We start from the raw sequence: 17,474 nt of genomic DNA on the forward strand, positions 1-17,474 counted from the left end.
GCGGCGGGGCGCTCCGACAACGAAGATATGAAGATGGACGCACGACTCGACCAGAGCGAGCTCGACGCCCTGTGGAACTTCGACGACCCGATCGCCTCAGCGGAACGTTTCGCCCAGGCGGCAGCCGAACCCGACAGACCCGAGCTGGTTCGCGCGGAACTCGAGACACAGCGCGCCAGAGCGCTGGGCCTGCAGCAGCGCTTCGACGAGGCGGAGGCCCTGCTCGACTCCCTCGAGCCCGGAATCGGGCCGCTGGGGATCCGCATCCCCCTGGAGCGCGGACGGCTCCGGCGCTCCGCCGACCACCCGGCGGAGGCCGCGCCCTTCCTCGAGGAGGCCCTGTCGGCGGCCAGACGCGACGGTGAGGTGTTCCTCGCGGTCGACGCGCTGCACATGCTGGCGCTGGCGGATCCGGCGCACGGTGAGGAGTGGACGGCGCAGGGGCTCGCCGAACTGGAGGACGTGCGCGATGCCCGCACGCTGCGCTGGGGCGTCACTCTCCACAACAACCGCGGCTGGCAGCTCTTCGAGGCGGCGCGACCGGATGCGGCGCTGATCGAGTTCGCCGAGGCGTTGCGCGCGTCCCGTTCTGTGGGCACCGACGACCAGGTGTTCTGGGCTGAGTGGGCGCTGGCGCGCTGTCTGCGCGAACTGGGACGCACCGATGAGGCCTTCGAGCTCCAGACCAGGCTGGCCGCGGCCCGGCCGGAGGATCCCTTCGTGGCGGACGAGCTCGCCGCGCTGACGGTCGTGCCGCATACGATCGAACCATGAGTTCCGTCCCCGCCCCGGCCGTCGAGGGCGCTGTCACCCTTGATTCCAAGCTGAGCGGCGTGCTGGGCGGCCGCACGGCCACCGCCTTCGAGAAGGCGTTCGGGATGCGCACCGTCGCCGACCTGCTCAGCCACTACCCGCGCCGCTACGCCCGTCGCGGAGAGCTCACCGCCCTCGCGAACCTGCCGATCGACGAGAACGTCACGATCGTCGCCGAGGTGCTCCGCGTACAGGAGCGCCCGATGCGCGCACGTCGCGGCTCGATCCTCGAGGTCAAGATCTCCGACGGCGAGGGCATCCTCACGCTGACCTTCTTCAACCAGGCCTGGCGCGCGAAAGACCTGGTGCCCGGAGTGCGCGGCATCTTCGCCGGCAAGGTCTCCGACTATCGCGGCGCGCTCCAGCTGGCGCATCCGGACTACGAGCTCTTCGAGGCCGACGACAGCGCCGCGCTGGCCGCCGGCACCGCCGCCGCACAGAACTGGGCGCAGATGCCCATCCCGATCTACCCGGCGACCGGAACGGTGGCGAGCTGGCAGGTGCAGAAGGCCGTCGCACTGGCGCTCGGCGCCCTCGGCGCGGTGGCCGATCCCGTGCCCGACGAGGTGGCGAGGGAGCGCGGGCTGCTGACGTTCCGGGATGCCCTGGAGCGCATCCACCGCCCCGAGAAGGATGCGCACTGGCAGCGCGCCCGCGACGCGCTGCGGTTCCAGGAGGCCTTCGTGCTGCAGGCGGCCCTCCTTCAGCAGCGGGCCGCGTCGCGCGCCACGGCGGCGACACCTCGTTCGGCGACCCCTGGCGGTTTCCTCGAGCGCTTCGACGCCGCCCTTCCCTTCGAGCTGACCGACGACCAGGCCACCGTGGGCGGCGAGATCTCCCGCGACCTCGCCGACACCGCACCGATGAACCGACTGGTGCAGGGCGAGGTGGGCTCCGGAAAGACGCTCGTGGCGTTGCGGGCCATGCTCGCCGTCGCCGACTCGGGCGGCCAGGCCGCGCTGCTTGCCCCGACCGAGGTGCTCGCCGGTCAGCATCTGCGGTCGATCGTGAAGGTCCTCGGCCCCGACCTCGCCGCACAGCTGATGCCGACCCTGCTCACCGGGCAGCTCTCGACCGCCGAGCGCAAGAAGGCCCTCCTGCGCACCGTCTCCGGCCAGGCCCGCATCGTGGTCGGCACGCACGCACTGCTCGGCGACGCCGTGACCTTCTACGACCTCGGGCTCGTCGTCGTCGACGAGCAGCACCGTTTCGGGGTGGATCAGCGCGAGGCCCTCCGGGCCAAGGGAGGGACGCCGCCGCATGTGCTGGTGCTGACGGCCACGCCCATCCCGCGCACCGTCGCCATGACGGTGTTCGGCGACCTGGACGTGTCGACGATCGCGCAGCTTCCCGCCGGCCGGCAGGGGATCGAGAGCTTCGTGGTGCCGCTCGCCGACCGGCCCGGCTGGGAGCGCCGCATCTGGGAGCGCGCCGCCGAGGAGATCGGCAAGGGGAGGCAGGTGTTCGTCGTCTGTCCCGCCATCACGGGTAAGGACGCGGAGGACGACGGTGAGGAGGCTGAGCCGGAGGAGGGGCCGGCGCGACCGATCGCCAACGTCGAGTCGGTGATCGCCCAGGTGCGCGCCGACCCCCTGTTCGCCGACGCCAGGATCGGGATGCTGCACGGCAAGCTTCCCTCCGACGTCAAAGACGAGGTGATGCGCTCCTTCGCCGCCGGGCAGCTCGACCTGATCGTCGCGACCACCGTGATCGAGGTCGGTGTCGACGTTCCGAACGCCTCCGCCATGGTCATCCTCGACGCCGATCGCTTCGGCGTCTCGCAGCTCCACCAGCTGCGCGGCCGCGTCGGCCGTGGCGGTGTGCCCGGGCTGTGCCTGATGGTCACCAGCGCCGAGCAGGAGACCCTGGCGCGGGAGCGCGTCGAGGCCGTGGCCGGCACCATCGACGGCTTCGAGCTCGCCAACATCGACCTGGAACTGCGACGCGAGGGCGACGTGCTCGGCAGCAGGCAGTCCGGCGGGCGATCGTCGCTGCGGCTGCTCCGGGTGGCCAGCGACGGCGAGCTCATCGCGGAGGCTCGTGTGGCGGCGCAGGAGACGCTGGAGACGGACGGCGGGCTCGCGGCGCATCCGGCGCTGGCCGCCGCCCTCGCGCGCCGCCTCGACGAGAGCGAGCGCGCGTTCCTCGCCAAATCCTGACGACCGGACGGCGTGACGTGCCCGCAACAATTCGGTAACGGATTCACAACGAAATGCCGGGATCAGCGGGATAGTCTGAAGGTCTATGAACAGGATCGCCGTTGTCCCTGGATCGTTCGACCCGGTCACCCTCGGGCACCTCGACGTGATCGAACGTGCCGCGCGCCTGTTCGACGAGGTGCACGTGCTGGTGGTCCACAACCCCGACAAGTCCGCGCTGCTGCCCATCGCGCAGCGGGTCGCCCTGCTGGAGCGGTCCATCGAAGACGCCGGCATCGCCGGCAACATCGTGGTCGCCTCGTGGAGCGTCGGCCTCCTGGTCGACTACTGCACGGATGTCGGTGCGCACGTGCTCATCAAGGGCATCCGCTCCCAGATCGACGTGGCCTACGAGACCCCGATGGCCATCGTCAACCGAAACCTCGCGGCGGTCGAGACGATCTTCCTCCTCCCGAACCCCGCGAACGCCCACGTCTCCAGTTCGCTCGTGCGCCAGGTCTCGGCGCTCGGCGGCGACGTGAGCCCGTACGTCCCCACGGCCGTCTACGAATACCTGCAGGAGACATGAACAGTTACGCGACACGTCAGCCGACGGAGTCCTCCGTCGCCAGCGACGAGGAGACCGGCCAGGCATCGGTCGCAATGGATCTCGAGGAATTGCGCCGCGCCGCCGCGCAGATCACGGCGAACGTCGAGTCGGTGATCGACGGCAAGCACGATGCCGTGCAGACCGCCTTGACCGTGCTCCTGGCCGAGGGCCACCTGCTCATCGAGGACGTGCCGGGCGTCGGCAAGACGATGCTCGCGAAGTCGCTGGCCAAGTCGGTGGACTGCACGGTCAGCCGCATCCAGTTCACCCCAGACCTCCTACCGAGCGACGTGACCGGCGTCTCCGTGTACAACCAGGCGGAGCGGCGCTTCGAGTTCAAGCCCGGCGCGGTGTTCGCCAACATCGTGATCGGCGACGAGATCAACCGCGCCAGCCCGAAGACGCAGTCGGCGCTGCTCGAGTGCATGGAGGAGCGTCAGGTGACGGTGGACGGGTCGACGTACCCGCTGTCCGCTCCGTTCATCGTCGTGGCGACGCAGAACCCGGTGGAGATGGAGGGCACGTACGCGCTTCCGGAGGCCCAGCGCGACCGGTTCATGGCCCGCATCGCGATGGGCTATCCCGACGACGACTCCGAGCTCGCGATGCTGAACACCCGCGACACGTCGAGCCCGCTGTCGCGCATCGGGCCGGTGGTGACCTCGGAGGAGCTGCGGGCGATGATGACGACGGCCAGGAGCGTGTTCGCCTCGACGCCGGTGAAGCAGTACGCCGTCGACCTGGTGCGCGCCACCCGCGAGGATCGCGACCTGCGCCTCGGCGCGAGCCCGCGGGCAACGCTCCAGTTGGTGCGGGCGGCCAAAGCGAAGGCCGTGCTCGACGGCCGTGACTTCGTGCTCCCCGACGACATCGACGCCCTCGCCGTGCCCGTGCTCGGCCACCGTCTGCTGCCGACCAGCCGCGCTCTCGGCCACCATCACGAGAGCGCTCCCGTCATCGCGGACATCGTGCGCCGCATCGTGGCGGCCACCCCCGTGCCGGTCGGCTCGGGCGCGATCGGTTCCGGCCGGGCGGACTGACCCATGGCCCGGCGACAGCGCTCATCGTCGCCGCTGCGCAAGCCGCGGCCGACGTCTCGGGGCTGGGCGCTGTTCGGCGTCGGGGTCGTCGCGCTGATCGCCTCCGCGACGCTCGGCCGCACCGACGTGCTCTTCGTCGGGCTGTTCCTCACGGTGCTGCCGCTGGCGGCGATGATCTCGGTGACCGTCGATCGTCCCCGGCTGACGGTCACGCGCAGTTTCCATCCGGACATCGTCGGGGTGGGGGAGACGGCGACGGTGGTGACCACCGCGCGCAACGAGTCGGCCAGGCCGAGTCCTGCCGCCCTCTGGCGCGAGTTCGCCCCTCCGGCGGTCGGGGTGCAGGAGGCGGCGCCGTTCCCGCGGCTCGGCGGCCATCAGGCCAACGTCACGCACGGCCGGGACACGGTGGTGCTACGCCAGGACGTGCGCGCGCGTCACCGCGGTTCGCACGCCGTCGGGCCGCTCATCGTCAGCCGTACGGACCCGTTCGGGCTCGCGTACGCCGAGTACGCGCTCGGGCAGCCCCGGCAGTTCGTGGTGACACCGCGCGTCACGGCCCTCCCGGGAGGGGATCTCGACGTCGCACGCAGTGAGGGCACGGAGCACGAACTGCTGCGGCATAGCATCCCGAGCGCCGACGAGCTGATCGCGCGCGAATACCGGCCGGGCGACCCGCTGCGGCGGGTCCATTGGCGGGCGACGGCGCGCCACGACAAGCTGATGGTGCGTCAGGAGGAGCGACGCAGCAACCCGGAGGCGTGGATGCTCTTCGACAGCCACACGGGCGCGGGCGATGACGCGGAGTTCGAGACCCTCGTCGAACTCGTCGCGTCGGTCGGCGTGCATCTGCTCGACGCGGGCTTCGTGGTGAGCGTGGTCGAGACGGGTCCGCGTCAGCTGTCGGGTCGCTCGGGTGCAGGACGCACGGGCACCCTCGGCTCGGCGACGCCCACCTACGACGTCGGCAGCGCCGATCGGCTGCTGCTGGCCGACCTGGCCGCGGTCGAACAGAGCGCGGAAGGGCGTGACGACGCCGTCGCGGAGCTCGCCGCGGGCCTCCGCCGGTCCGGCCGCGCCGTTCCCGTCTTCGCGATGCTGCTCGGCGGCTCGCTCGAGGAGCTCGGGGCCCTGGCGGCGGTGCGTTCCATGTGCGACCCGGCGGTGGCGTTCATCGCCGCGTCCTCGCCGCCTGCGGTGGGCGACGTGCTCGCCGACGCCGGATGGCTCTGCGTTCCGTTCCGCGCCGGCGACGACCCGGCCGACGTGTGGCAGCAGGCGCTGGCGCGTCAGCGGGCGGGAGCGCAGCGTGGTTAGCGAGAGCGCGATCGGAGCGGCCGTCCTCCCGCGCGAGCGAGCGAGGCGCATGGGGTACTGGAGGCTCACCGGTGCGCTCCTGCTCCAGGTGCTCGCCGTGAGCTTCGCGCTGATCGGGCTGATCGAGGGCGCCGGCTGGTGGTTCCTGCTCATTTTCTCGTCGGCGCTGATCCTCGTCGCCGGCGCGGGCCTGCGCATGCTCGGAGTACCGCGCCGCCTCGTGCCGCTGCTGCAGCTCGTCGAGTTCGCGATCATCATGACGGTGGGCTTCGGCAAAGGCACCGGTCTGCTCGGGCTCTTCCCGACACCGGCGACCTTCGTGCACTTCGGGGACTTCGCGCAGCAGGCGATGCTCTCCATCTACCAGCAGGGAACGCCGTCACCGGCACTGCCGGAGTTCATGTTCCTCGTGGTGGGCGGCGGCTGCCTCCTCGCCCTCGTGATCGACACCCTGGCGATCGCCTTCCGCATCCCTGCTTTCACTGCCCTCGGCGTCGGCCTGGTGCTTGTCGTGCCCGGCGCGCTGCTCGGCGACGGCCTGGACCCCTTCGCGCTGGCGACGAGCGCAGCCGCCTTCCTCTGGCTGCTGCGCTGCGACGTGCGAACCCGACGCCCGGCGACGCCGCGCCCGACCGCATCGCTGTCGATCGCAGCGTCGTCGGTGGCGGTCGCACTGATCCTCGCGGGCACCGCCCCCGGCTTCGACCGCGGCGGAGCGACCTCGTTCACGGCCGGCGGCATCTCGATCGGCGGCACGGTCACGCCGCTGATCGACCTCGGCCGCGATCTGCGGCGTCCTGCCGCCGTGCGCGCGTTGACCTACACGACCACGGCGACGACCGGCCAGTACCTCAAGCTCGCGTCCCTCGATCAGTTCACCGGGTCCGTCTGGAAGCACAGGGAGCGGGACACGAAGCGGCTGCCGGCCGGCAACACGATCGGTCCCGTGTTCGGGCTCTCCGACACCGTGAAGACGACCAAGATCACCACGAGCGTCCAGATCGACAACATGCAGAGCCGCTGGCTGCCCGTGCCGTATCCGGTGCAGGGCATCAAGGGTCTCAACGGCACGTGGTCGTGGGACCCCGACGATCTCACCATCGGCGGCGTGAACACGAGCACGCAGGGGCAGAACTACACCGCGACCAGCCTGGTGCTGCAGCCGACCGCGGCGCAGCTGCAGGCCGCGGGCGGCTTCGTGCCGGCCAGTGTGCAGCGGGATCTGTTCCTGCCCCCGAATCTGCCGTCGATCATCACCACGTCGGCCCTCGCCGCCACGAAGGGCTCGGTCTCGGAATACGACAAGGCGGTCGCGCTGCAGGACTATTTCCGCGACAACGACTTCGTGTACTCGACACAGACCCCGCTGAAGCAGGGCTACGACGGCGACGGCGCGCGGGTGATCGCCCGTTTCCTCGAGGTGAAGTCCGGATACTGCGTGCACTTCGCTTCGGCGATGGCACTGATGGCGCGCACCATCGGCATCCCGTCGCGCGTCGCTGAAGGCTACCTGCCGGGGGCGACGAACGGCGGAACCGCCAACAACCCCGGACAGTACACGGTGACGAGCGACGACCTGCACGCCTGGCCCGAGCTGTACTTCGCCGGAGTCGGCTGGGTGGCCTTCGAGCCGACGGTGGGGCGCGGGACCATCCCGAGCTACACGCGACCGGAGTCCCAGATCGCACCGAACGCGCCGGTGCCGCAATCGTCGTCGTCCTCGCAGGCGCAGCGTCTGGTGCCGACCGATCCCGCCAACCAGCGCGGCGCGACCGGGGTGACGGCGACCGCGCCGCTCCAGCCGGTGCTCTCGGGCGTCGGTGTCGCCCTGCTGGTCGTGGCGCTCCTCCTCACGCCGGCCGTTCTGCGCCGCATTCGGCGCCGCAATCGACTGAGACGGCTCACGGACGAATGGGGCGGGGCGTCCGTCGCGTGGGACGAGTTGCGCGACACGGCCCGTGATCTGGGCTGGGCCGTGCCGGACACCGAGACACCGCGCGTCTTCGCGGGACGGATCGCCGAGGCGGTGTCCGGTACGCCGGGCCACGATGCCGTGCTCCGACTGCTGGCGGTGCGCGAGCGGGACGCCTTCGGGCCGCCGACACGCGCGACGGCGGTCGGGCTCGCCGACGATCTGGAGCGGGTCCTGACGGCCCTCGAGGCGCAGGCGGGGCGGGCGCTCCGGTTGAAAGCCGCCCTGATTCCGGTCTCGCTCATCCCGCCCACCTGGACGCCAGCCCAGAGTGCGCGCGGATCTGCCTGAGAACCGGTTCCGATCCGCGTAAAATGGTTGACCGTGACCAAGTTCAAGACCACCCCGTACACGGTCAATGTGTACGATCTCATCCACCGCCCGGGGGAGATGCGCGAGCAGACCATCGTGCTGCCCGTGGCCGACAAGCTGGGCGAGGGGCTGCTGAGCGTTCCCGAGGGTGCGACCATCGATCTCGACCTCCGGCTGGAGTCGATGCACGAGGGCATCCTGGTCTCCGGCGAGCTCACGAGTGAGGCCGTCGGGGTGTGCGGACGCTGCCTGATCGACATCGCTCAGCCTGTCGAAGTCGATTTCCAGGAGCTTTTCGCGTATTCTTCTGACGAAGCTTTTGATTTTGAGGTTCACGACGACCACGTGGATCTTGAACCTCTGATCAGGGACGCGGTAGTGCTGGCACTGCCGTTTCAGCCGGTGTGCCGGCCAGATTGCCCCGGACTCGACCCCGAGACCGGAGAACGGCTGGCGGATGTACCGGACCGCAAACCCCAGGAAACCACCGATACGCGGTGGTCTGCGCTTGCGGCTTTCCAGGCTTCCGACACCGGTGCTGGTCCCGCCAGTACCTTGACGCAGGATGTTCCTGCCGACATCGACAGAAACAGAGAAGAGAGATAGTCATGGCTGTTCCGAAGCGGAAGAAGTCACGCGCCAACACGCACGCTCGTCGTTCGCAGTGGAAGGCCGAGGTCCCCACGCTCGTCAAGACCATCGAGGGTGGCAAGGTCACCTACAGCCTGCCGCACCGCGCCAAGGTCGTCGAGGACTCCGCAGGCACCGCCCTGTTCCTCGAGTACAAGGGCCGCAAGGTCGCCGACGTCTGATTTCGGCACGATGGCCGGAACGACGTCTCTGAACAAGGGCAGTACCGACCGCACCGCACTCACCGAGAAGCTCGGAGTCGATATCGACCCCGAGCTTCTCGAGTTGGCGCTGACCCACCGTTCCTACGCGTACGAGCACGGCGGCATCCCGAACAACGAGCGCCTGGAATTCCTCGGCGACTCGATTCTGGGTCAGGCGGTGACGGTCAAGCTGTTCCGGGAGAACCCGGGACTCGACGAGGGCGACCTCGCGAAGCGCCGCGCCAGCCTGGTGAGTTCGGTCGCGCTTGCCCAGGTCGCGCGCAGCATCGGGCTGGGGGAGTACCTCCTGCTCGGCCGCGGCGAGAACCAGAGCGGCGGCCGAGACAAGGCCTCGATCCTCGCCGACACGGTCGAGGCGATCATCGGTGCGGCGTACTTGGATCTCGGCGGTGATGAGGCGACGGCGCTCGTGCTGCGTCTCGTCGAGCCGCTGCTCGACGATCCGGCGCGCTTCGGCGCGGCCATGGATCCCAAGACGAGCCTGCAGGAGGCCGCAGCGCACCGCGGAGCCGGCCTTCCCGTCTACACGGTCACCAACAGCGGCCCCGACCACAGCAAGACCTTCCACGCCACGGTCGAGGTCGGTGACCTCGTGACGGCGACGGGCGAGGGCACGAGCAAGAAGCAGGCCGAGATGTCCGCCGCGCTCACCGCGTGGACCGAACTCACCAAGCGACGTGCCCGAGCTCCCCGAGGTTGAGGTCGTCCGGGCCGGGCTCGCTCCGGCCGTCACGGGGGCGACGATCCTCGGCGTCGAGGTGTTCGAGCCCCGTTCGCTGCGCCGTCACGACACGTCCGCCGGCGACTTCGAGTCGCTGCTCACCGGGCGCACCATGTCCACGCCCGTTCGGCGCGGCAAGTTCCTCTGGATCCCGCTCGACGGTCGCACCCAGGCCATCGTCGCGCACCTCGGGATGAGCGGCCAGATCCTGCTGCGCGAGCCCGGCGTCGTCGAGACCGGACTCCTGCGCATCCGGCTGCACATCGAGCATCCGCTGCACGGCGAGTTCTGGGTGAACTTCGTCGACCAGCGGATCTTCGGCTCCATGGCGGTCGACAAGCTGGTGCCGACAGCGGATGGCGCGCCAGGGGGCCTCGGCACCGACGACGCGCTCGTCCCGGCCCAGGTCGCGCACATCGCCCGCGATCCGTTGGACCCGGCGTTCGACGACGCCTCCTTCGCCGCCGCTCTCGGCCGCAAGAACACCGGCATCAAGCGTGCGCTGCTCGATCAGTCGCTGATCAGCGGCATCGGCAACATCTACGCCGATGAGGCCCTGTGGGCGGCGAAGCTGCACTACGAGCAGCCGGTGCGCAGCCTCAGCCGAGCGAAGATCCGCACACTGCTGAGCGAGGTGCGCCTGGTGCTCGCCAAGGCGCTGGCCGAGGGCGGCACGAGCTTCGACGCCCAGTACGTGAACGTCAACGGCGCCTCCGGCTACTTCTCGCACAGCCTCAACGCGTACGGACAGGAGGGCAAGCCGTGCCCGCGGTGCGGCACGCTCATCGTGCGCGAGCAGTTCATGAACCGCTCGTCGCACTTCTGTCCCCACTGCCAGAAACTGCGTCGCCCGCGTGCCACCCCGGCCACGGCTGCTGACGCCTCCGCTGCTCCCGCCGCGCCCGCTGCTCCCGCCGCGCCCGCTGCTCCCGCCGCGTCCGTCCCGGGAGCCCGCAAACTCCGGAAGCCGGGGGACCTCACGGGTCGGACTTCCGGAGTAGTGCCGGATATCGCGGCGTGTCGGGCGGGAGTTCCGGAATTGTGGCCGGTCGCCCGGGTCGGCGTCAGTCCAACGATTTCTGCCAGTTGCCGGTCAGCCCGTGCAGTTCGAACCCGAACGCGTCGTTGACGCGCAGCATCGGCGCGTTCTCGTCGGCGTTCCAGGTGAGCAGGCGCCGGATGTGCGGCGCGCGCTCCGCGAGGCGCTCCAGATTCTCGAGCTTCACGAGCGTGCCGAGCCGGTGCCCCCGATGGTCGGTCGCGACCAGCGTGTCGTACTGCTCGGCCTTGTCTCCGTCGTCGGGCACGGCGATCTCGGTGTACGCCACCAACGCGCCCGACGGCACATGCTCGGCGACCGTGACCAGCAGCGGCTCTCCCCGGGCGATCAGCTCGTCCTCGTGCTGCCGCACGCGGTCGGCCGTCCACTCCTCGTCGTCGAGCGCGATGCCGCTCTGCGGCACGTCCACCGTCATGCGCTCCTTGAGCGCGGCGAAGGCGGCTACCCTGTCGCCGGGCGCGGACCTCCACCAGCTGACCGTGCGGTAGTCCCGCGAATGCGTGCGGACATCGGTAAGCAGGGCATCCCGTCGATCGGCGGTGAGCGGGAGCGCGAGACTGCTCGAGCGCTCGATCTGGCCGAGACGGTACCCGTGCCGGAGGGCGAAGCGGACGTCGGGGGAGTCGGCCGGGAGAGCGGATGTTCCGACCTCGGCGCGGACGACCGGGCCGTCGTGCAGGGTGGCGGCCGGATGCTCGGTGTAGGCCGAGACGGCGGTGCGGCCGCCGTCGGCCGCGAACTCCTCACCGTGGGCCAGCAGCGCCGACCCGATGCCGCGCCCGCGCATCCCCGGCACGACGTCGACGAGGAGGGTGGCAGTCACGGCGTCCTCCTCCAGCGGGAAGTCGACCACCACCCGCCCGACGATCACACCGTCGACGACGGCGACGAACACGATCTTGTCGTGGAACTCGCGCGCCTGGAACGACGCCAGCTCCGCCTCCGCCGTGTACACGAAGTCGTCGTTGTGCCAGAGGGCGACGGCGACCCCGTTCATCACGGCGACCATCTCTTCGAACGCGGCGGACTCCGGCGTCCCGATCCGCGCCGGGATCGGGAGTTCGGCGATGGTCGGTGGAGCAGTCGGGCGCATCCGCCGGCACCTCCTCGTGCACTGGGGATTCCCAGCCTATTCCGGTGCCCGAGCTGTGAACAGAGCGAATCGTTTTGGTTTCAATCGTGTAAATCTGCGCGCGAATGTTGGTTGCGATTAGTTGCATTGCATGTAGTCTCGGCACACATATTCGTGGTGCGAAGCGGCAACTACGCCGCTTCGTAACGGATTCACGTCGAGAGGCAGAAGATGTTACGAAAGAAAGTCATCACAGGTGCGGCCGTTGCAGCGGCGGTCGCGCTCTTCCTGGCGGGGTGTGCCAACCAGGCATCCACCGGCGGGTCGACGTCGAGTTCCGGGAAGGTTGACATCCCGGCCATCACCTCGGTCGACACGCCCAAGGACGCGGTTCTGCCCGCCGGCGACGGCAAGGCCACCTGTCCTGCCGGCCTGACCATCGGTTATGTCGGAGCGGAGACGGGCCCGAACGCCCAGCTCGGCATCAACATCTACAACGGTGTCCAGCTCGCGATCGACCAGCACAACCAGGCCAACTCCGGTTGCCAGGTCGCATTCAAGAAGTTCGACACCGAGGGCGACCCGAACAAGGCGACCGGCCCGGTCACCCAGGCGGTCAATGAGAAGGACATCATCGGCGTCATCGGTCTCCCGTTCTCGGGCGAGTCGAAGGCGACGGGGAACATCTTCGAGCAGCAGGGCCTGGTTCACATCACGCCGTCTGCGACCAACCCCGACCTGACGAAGAACGGGTGGACGACCTTCTTCCGCGGCCTCGGCAATGACGCCGTGCAGGGCCCGGCGGCGGCGAAGTTCCTCACCGACAAGCTGGAGGCCAAGAAGGTCTACCTGGTCCAGGACGACTCCGACTACGGCATCGGCCTGGCCACGACCACCTCGAAGGCTCTCGGCGACGCGCTCGTCGGAACCGACAAGGTGACGACCGGTCAGAAGGACTTCTCGGCGGTGGTCTCCAAGATCATCAACGCGAAGCCGGACGCGGTCTACTACTCGGGCTACTACGCCGAGGGTGCACCGTTCGACCAGCAGCTCGTGAGCAAGGGCTTCACCGGAACGTTCGTCGGACCGGATGGAGTGAAGGACGACCAGTTCATCAAGCTGGCCGGCGACGCGTCCAACAACGCGTACTTCACCTGCCCCTGCATCCCGGGTGAGCTGATCCCGGACTTCGAGAAGGACTACAAGACGCTCGCCAGCGCCGAGCCCGGCACGTACTCCATCGAGGGTTACGACGCCGCGACCGTGCTGCTCTCGGGCATCGACCAGGGCAAGACGACCCGCGCCGACCTGAAGGACTTCGTGAAGTCCTACGACAAGGACGGACTGAGCAAGCACTACAAGTGGGACTCCACGGGTGAGCTGCAGGCTCCGACGGTCTACGGCTACAAGGTCGAGAACGGCAAGATCGTTCCGATCGGCACCATCGGATAGCGCACGACACTGAGGATGCCGCGGGTCGCCGACTCGCGACCCGCGGCATCCTGCGTTCCACCTGTCCGCAATCCGATCGGATCAACGTCGATCCCTTCCCACTCGATCTGGATGCCTGAATGCTCGAACTGCTCGCAATCCACCCCGTCCTAGACAATTCGTGGATCAACTTCGATGTCCAATCCCTCGTACAGAACTTCTGGAGCGCGACCTTCGACGGCCTCACCTTCGGGGCCATCTATGGTCTGATCGCCGTCGGGTACACCCTCGTGTACGGCGTGCTCAACCTGATCAACTTCGCGCACTCCGAGGTGTTCATCATCGGCGCGTACGGCGTCGTGATCACTCTCACCTCGCTGGGCTTCGGCCCCTCCATCCCGAACCTCGGGATAGCCGCGATCATCGGCGACATCCTGCTCGCCCTCATCGTCGGCATGCTGGCATCGGCCGTCACCGCGTTCCTCCTCGAACGCGTGGCCTATCGGCCATTACGCCGGAGGAACGCGCCACGATTGGCGTTCCTCATCACGGCCATCGGCGCTTCGTTCGCCATCCAGTCCGCGATCTTCGTGATCCGCGGTGCGAACGCCGAGCCGGCCGTGACGATGTTCCGTCCGGTGGCGGTGTTCGACGTGTTCGGCACGATCATCAACAGCCAGTCGCTGATCATCGTGATCGCCGCTGTGGTGCTCATGGTGCTGACGGACATGTTCGTGCGCCGCAGCCGCACCGGCCGCGGCATCCGGGCCGTCGCGCAGGATCCCGACACCGCGACACTGATGGGCGTCAACAAGGAACGCATCATCGTGATCACCTTCGTGCTCGGCGGTCTCCTGGCCGGCGCCGCCGCCCTCTTCTACGTGATGCTCGTTCCCTCCGGTGTGATCTACACCGGCGGCTTCGTGCTCGGCATCAAGGCCTTCGCGGCCGCGGTGCTCGGCGGCATCGGCAACATCCGGGGCGCGCTCCTGGGTGGACTGCTGCTCGGATTGATAGGAAACTACGGACAGATCCTGCTCGGTGACTCCCAGTGGACGGACGTGATCGCCTTCGTGGTGCTCGTCCTCGTGCTGCTGGTGCGGCCGACGGGAATCCTCGGTACCTCACTGGGGAGGAGCAGAGCATGAGCACCACAGACGGACCCCGCGTCCTGCCGGACGCCAGAAGCGAACAGGCGGAGGACGCCACAGAGGCGCGCGCCCGCAGGGGAGGCCCCTTCCAGGGCTTCCGCGACCGCTGGAACGGTCTGCCACGGCAGATCCAGTGGCTGTGGATGCTCATCGTGGTCGCCATCGCCTTCGCGCTCCCGTACCTCAACTTCTTCCCGCTCACGACCGAGCCGGGCAACGACTGGGCGCTCGCCTGCTTCAGCATGGCGGTCTACGCGCTCATCGCGGTCGGCCTGAACGTCGTCGTCGGTTACGCCGGTCTGCTCGACCTCGGCTACGTCGCCTTCTTCGCGGTCGGCTCGTACACCGCGGCCATGCTGACCAGCCCCGACTCGCCGTTCGTCAAGATCCCGTATCTGTGGACCATCCCGGTCGCCATGGCGGTCGCGATGCTCTTCGGCGTCGTGCTCGGCGTGCCGACCCTGCGTCTGCGCGGCGACTACCTGGCCATCGTCACGCTCGGCTTCGGTGAGATCGTGCGCATCCTGGCGACGATCATCCCGGCGCTGAAGGGGCAGGTCGGCTTCCAGAACGTCGGGCACCCGCCCGGCGAGAACGCGGACGGCATCCCGATCTTCGCCAACTCCAATGGCGTGCCCTGGTACTGGCTGACGCTCGGCGTGATCATCATCGTGCTGCTGCTGGTCGGCAACATGGAGCGCAGCCGCGTCGGCCGCGCCTGGATCGCCATCCGGGAGGACGAGGACGCCGCCGAGATCATGGGCGTGCCCACGTTCAAGTACAAGGTGTGGGCGTTCGCGATCGGTGCGGCGGTGGGCGGTCTCTCCGGAGCGCTGTTCGCCGGGCAGGTCGGCTTCGTGAACAACCAGAAGTTCGACGTTCAGACCTCGATCCTCTTCCTCGCCGCAGTGGTGCTCGGTGGAACCGGCAACAAGGTGGGCGCGCTGCTCGGTGGCGCGATCGTCGCCTACCTGCCGCTGCGGTTCACCGCGATCGCCGACTACAAGTACCTGATCTTCGGCGTCGCGCTCGTGGTGCTGATGATCTTCCGGGCGAAGGGCCTTGTGCCGGCCAAGCAGCGACTGCTGGCCTACGGTCGCCATGCGTACGAGTACCTGGTGAACAAACCGGATGCGCCGGCGCCGGCGGTTGCGACGGCGGCTGGAGCGTCTCCTGAGGCACCCGCCCCGGCCGCCCCGGCCGCACCGACCGCACCGACTGATGGGAACGGTCCGACCGACCCGACCGACCCGACCGACCCGACCGATCCGACCGATCCGACCACACCGAAGGGAGGCGCATCATGACCGCCGACGACGAAGCCGCACGCGACGCGCTCGCCCCCGGAGCCGACGCCGAACTGCTGACCGATGCGGGCATCGACCTGGAGGTCGCCGCTGCGGCCGCCCCCGACCGCGAGATCGCGGTCGAGGTGGGCGACAGCATCGTCGAGGTGAAGAACCTGACCGTCAAGTTCGGCGGGCTGCTGGCCCTCGACAACGTCAGCTTCGACATCAAGCGCGGCGAGATCCTGGGCCTGATCGGGCCGAACGGCGCGGGCAAGACCACCTGCTTCAACGCCATGACCGGCGTCTACAAGCCGACCAGCGGCGACGTGCTGCTGGAAGGCAAGTCGATCAAGGGTCAGAAGCAGCACCGGATCACCCGGCTCGGTCTCGCGCGCACGTTCCAGAACATCCGCCTGTTCGGCGAGATGTCCGCGCTCGAGAACGTCGTGGTCGGGCTGGATGCGCGGCACCGCACGAGCGTGCCCGGCGCGCTCATCCGGAGCCCGCGCCACATCCGCGAGGAGAAGAGCGCGATCGAGCGCGGGATGGCGCTGCTGGAGTTCGTCGGCATCGCCGACCTGGCCAACACCGCATCCCGGCAGCTCCCGTACGGCTACCAGCGCCGCCTCGAGATCGCTCGCGCCCTTGCGACCGACCCCAAGGTGCTCTGCCTGGACGAGCCGGCGGCCGGCTTCAACCCGGCGGAGAAAGAGGACCTGATGGACCTCATCCGCACCATCCGGGCCGATGGGTACACCGTGCTCCTGATCGAGCACGACATGCGCCTGGTGATGGGCGTCACCGACCGCATCGTGGTGCTCGAGTTCGGCCGCAAGCTGGCCGACGATGTTCCGACCGCGATCCGCAACGATCCGCGCGTGATCGCCGCCTACCTGGGAGAGCCTGAAGATGACGTTGCTTGAGCTGAAGAACGTGAGCGTCGCGTACGGGCGCATCGAGGCCATCCACGACATGTCGTTCTCCGTCGACGAGGGCGAGATCGTCAGCCTCATCGGGGCGAACGGAGCCGGCAAGTCGACCACGATGAAGACGATCTCGGGCCTGCTGAACCCGTCGAAGGGCACGATCACCTTCGACGGCACCGACATCACCAAGATGAAGGCGCACATCCGGGTGGTCCAGGGCATCTCGCAGGCGCCCGAGGGCCGGGGCATCTTCCCGGGCATGACGGTGCTCGAGAACCTCGACATGGGCGCGTTCGGCCGCAAGGACCGCAGCGGGATGTCCGCCGACTTCGACCGGGTCTTCTCGCTGTTCCCGCGACTCGCGGAGCGCAAGACGCAGGTCGGCGGCACGATGTCCGGAGGCGAGCAGCAGATGCTCGCCATCGGCCGCGCGCTGATGTCGGCGCCGCGCCTGCTGCTGCTCGACGAACCGTCGATGGGGCTCGCCCCGCAGTTCATCAAGCAGATCTTCTCGATCATCAGCGAGATCAACGCGCAGGGCACGACCATCCTGCTCGTCGAGCAGAACGCCAACCAGGCGCTCGCTCGCGCGAACCGGGGCTTCGTGCTGGAGACGGGCTCGATCACCCATTCCGGCACGGGCCGCGAGCTGCTCGCCAACCCCGCCATCAAGGAGGCGTACCTCGGCGTCGGCTGACCCCGCCGCCATCGAGTCCGGGAGAAATCGCGCCTCCGCACATCGGAGCGCCGATTTCTCCCGGACTCGTT

The 17,474-nt window shown here is 68.9% G+C and carries 15 protein-coding genes and 1 pseudogene; 15 read left to right on the forward strand and 1 reads right to left on the reverse strand.

The annotated features are described in order from the left end of the window. The first annotated feature begins 33 nt into the window (after window positions 1–33). The 10 genes and pseudogenes from PKE84_RS16585 to mutM form a co-directional block, all read left to right on the forward strand. The gene (locus tag PKE84_RS16585) at window positions 34–774 is read left to right on the forward strand and encodes a tetratricopeptide repeat protein (protein ID WP_271178361.1); all 741 of its coding nucleotides are present in this window, start codon (window positions 34–36) and stop codon (window positions 772–774) included. Continuing rightward, window positions 771–2,972: an ATP-dependent DNA helicase RecG gene (locus tag PKE84_RS16590; RefSeq protein ID WP_271178362.1), complete on the forward strand. Its 2,202-nt coding sequence runs from the start codon at window positions 771–773 to the stop codon at window positions 2,970–2,972. Before PKE84_RS16585 ends, PKE84_RS16590 begins: the two co-directional genes overlap by 4 nt. Window positions 2,973–3,057: 85 nt before the next feature. Beyond that, complete coding sequence (coaD, locus tag PKE84_RS16595) at window positions 3,058–3,540, forward strand: pantetheine-phosphate adenylyltransferase (RefSeq protein ID WP_271178363.1); 483 nt, start codon at window positions 3,058–3,060, stop codon at window positions 3,538–3,540. Continuing rightward, the gene (locus PKE84_RS16600; RefSeq protein ID WP_271178364.1) at window positions 3,537–4,601 is read left to right on the forward strand and encodes an AAA family ATPase; all 1,065 of its coding nucleotides are present in this window, start codon (window positions 3,537–3,539) and stop codon (window positions 4,599–4,601) included. The genes coaD and PKE84_RS16600 overlap by 4 nt, the downstream gene beginning before the upstream one ends. A gap of 3 nt (window positions 4,602–4,604) precedes the next feature. Beyond that, window positions 4,605–5,918: a DUF58 domain-containing protein gene (locus tag PKE84_RS16605; RefSeq protein WP_271178365.1), complete on the forward strand. Its 1,314-nt coding sequence runs from the start codon at window positions 4,605–4,607 to the stop codon at window positions 5,916–5,918. Window positions 5,919–5,967: 49 nt separating this feature from the next. Further along, window positions 5,968–8,181 carry a transglutaminase TgpA family protein gene (locus PKE84_RS16610; protein WP_271178366.1) on the forward strand — a complete coding sequence of 738 codons (2,214 nt, stop codon included), beginning with the start codon at window positions 5,968–5,970 and terminating at the stop codon, window positions 8,179–8,181. A 99-nt stretch (window positions 8,182–8,280) separates the two neighbouring features. After that, complete coding sequence (locus PKE84_RS16615) at window positions 8,281–8,808, forward strand: YceD family protein (RefSeq protein ID WP_271178928.1); 528 nt, start codon at window positions 8,281–8,283, stop codon at window positions 8,806–8,808. 2 nt (window positions 8,809–8,810) lie between these two features. Continuing rightward, window positions 8,811–9,014 carry a 50S ribosomal protein L32 gene (rpmF, locus tag PKE84_RS16620; protein WP_271178367.1) on the forward strand — a complete coding sequence of 68 codons (204 nt, stop codon included), beginning with the start codon at window positions 8,811–8,813 and terminating at the stop codon, window positions 9,012–9,014. A gap of 10 nt (window positions 9,015–9,024) precedes the next feature. Continuing rightward, window positions 9,025–9,756 carry a ribonuclease III gene (gene rnc / locus PKE84_RS16625; RefSeq protein ID WP_271178368.1) on the forward strand — a complete coding sequence of 244 codons (732 nt, stop codon included), beginning with the start codon at window positions 9,025–9,027 and terminating at the stop codon, window positions 9,754–9,756. Then, window positions 9,734–10,645: pseudogene (gene mutM, locus PKE84_RS16630) on the forward strand (bifunctional DNA-formamidopyrimidine glycosylase/DNA-(apurinic or apyrimidinic site) lyase); the annotation flags it as partial. The gene rnc and the pseudogene mutM, both read left to right, overlap by 23 nt. A 196-nt stretch (window positions 10,646–10,841) precedes the next feature. Here the strand turns inward: mutM and PKE84_RS16635 are convergent. After that, a complete protein-coding gene (locus PKE84_RS16635) occupies window positions 10,842–11,930 on the reverse strand; it encodes a GNAT family N-acetyltransferase (protein ID WP_271178369.1) in 1,089 nt (362 codons plus the stop codon). A gap of 210 nt (window positions 11,931–12,140) precedes the next feature. Between PKE84_RS16635 and PKE84_RS16640 the strand changes: the two genes are divergently transcribed. From PKE84_RS16640 to PKE84_RS16660, 5 genes are all read left to right on the forward strand, one after another. After that, window positions 12,141–13,361, forward strand: coding sequence for a branched-chain amino acid ABC transporter substrate-binding protein (locus PKE84_RS16640; protein WP_271178370.1), 1,221 nt, complete (start codon window positions 12,141–12,143; stop codon window positions 13,359–13,361). Window positions 13,362–13,480: 119 nt separating this feature from the next. Continuing rightward, window positions 13,481–14,488: a branched-chain amino acid ABC transporter permease gene (locus tag PKE84_RS16645; RefSeq protein WP_271178371.1), complete on the forward strand. Its 1,008-nt coding sequence runs from the start codon at window positions 13,481–13,483 to the stop codon at window positions 14,486–14,488. After that, a complete protein-coding gene (locus PKE84_RS16650) occupies window positions 14,485–15,798 on the forward strand; it encodes a branched-chain amino acid ABC transporter permease (RefSeq protein WP_271178372.1) in 1,314 nt (437 codons plus the stop codon). Before PKE84_RS16645 ends, PKE84_RS16650 begins: the two co-directional genes overlap by 4 nt. Next, a complete protein-coding gene (locus PKE84_RS16655) occupies window positions 15,795–16,703 on the forward strand; it encodes an ABC transporter ATP-binding protein (RefSeq protein WP_271178373.1) in 909 nt (302 codons plus the stop codon). Before PKE84_RS16650 ends, PKE84_RS16655 begins: the two co-directional genes overlap by 4 nt. Continuing rightward, window positions 16,690–17,403 carry an ABC transporter ATP-binding protein gene (locus tag PKE84_RS16660; protein WP_271178374.1) on the forward strand — a complete coding sequence of 238 codons (714 nt, stop codon included), beginning with the start codon at window positions 16,690–16,692 and terminating at the stop codon, window positions 17,401–17,403. Before PKE84_RS16655 ends, PKE84_RS16660 begins: the two co-directional genes overlap by 14 nt. Window positions 17,404–17,474: the final 71 nt, after the last annotated feature.

The organism is Leifsonia poae, from assembly GCF_027921845.1.
Classification (GTDB): domain Bacteria; phylum Actinomycetota; class Actinomycetes; order Actinomycetales; family Microbacteriaceae; genus Leifsonia; species Leifsonia poae.

Bases quoted from the DNA above. Each gene is read 5' to 3' on its own strand.
- PKE84_RS16600 (WP_271178364.1), top strand. From the start codon at position 3,537: ATGAACAGTTACGCGACACGTCAGCCGACGGAGTCCTCCGTCGCCAGC.
- PKE84_RS16635 (WP_271178369.1), bottom strand. From the start codon at position 11,930: ATGCGCCCGACTGCTCCACCGACCATCGCCGAACTCCCGATCCCGGCG.
- PKE84_RS16615 (WP_271178928.1), top strand. From the start codon at position 8,281: ATGCGCGAGCAGACCATCGTGCTGCCCGTGGCCGACAAGCTGGGCGAG.
- coaD (WP_271178363.1), top strand. From the start codon at position 3,058: ATGAACAGGATCGCCGTTGTCCCTGGATCGTTCGACCCGGTCACCCTC.
- PKE84_RS16605 (WP_271178365.1), top strand. From the start codon at position 4,605: ATGGCCCGGCGACAGCGCTCATCGTCGCCGCTGCGCAAGCCGCGGCCG.
- rnc (WP_271178368.1), top strand. From the start codon at position 9,025: ATGGCCGGAACGACGTCTCTGAACAAGGGCAGTACCGACCGCACCGCA.
- PKE84_RS16640 (WP_271178370.1), top strand. From the start codon at position 12,141: ATGTTACGAAAGAAAGTCATCACAGGTGCGGCCGTTGCAGCGGCGGTC.
- rpmF (WP_271178367.1), top strand. From the start codon at position 8,811: ATGGCTGTTCCGAAGCGGAAGAAGTCACGCGCCAACACGCACGCTCGT.
- PKE84_RS16660 (WP_271178374.1), top strand. From the start codon at position 16,690: ATGACGTTGCTTGAGCTGAAGAACGTGAGCGTCGCGTACGGGCGCATC.
- PKE84_RS16645 (WP_271178371.1), top strand. From the start codon at position 13,481: ATGCTCGAACTGCTCGCAATCCACCCCGTCCTAGACAATTCGTGGATC.
- PKE84_RS16590 (WP_271178362.1), top strand. From the start codon at position 771: ATGAGTTCCGTCCCCGCCCCGGCCGTCGAGGGCGCTGTCACCCTTGAT.
- PKE84_RS16610 (WP_271178366.1), top strand. From the start codon at position 5,968: ATGGGGTACTGGAGGCTCACCGGTGCGCTCCTGCTCCAGGTGCTCGCC.
- PKE84_RS16655 (WP_271178373.1), top strand. From the start codon at position 15,795: ATGACCGCCGACGACGAAGCCGCACGCGACGCGCTCGCCCCCGGAGCC.
- PKE84_RS16650 (WP_271178372.1), top strand. From the start codon at position 14,485: ATGAGCACCACAGACGGACCCCGCGTCCTGCCGGACGCCAGAAGCGAA.
- PKE84_RS16585 (WP_271178361.1), top strand. From the start codon at position 34: ATGGACGCACGACTCGACCAGAGCGAGCTCGACGCCCTGTGGAACTTC.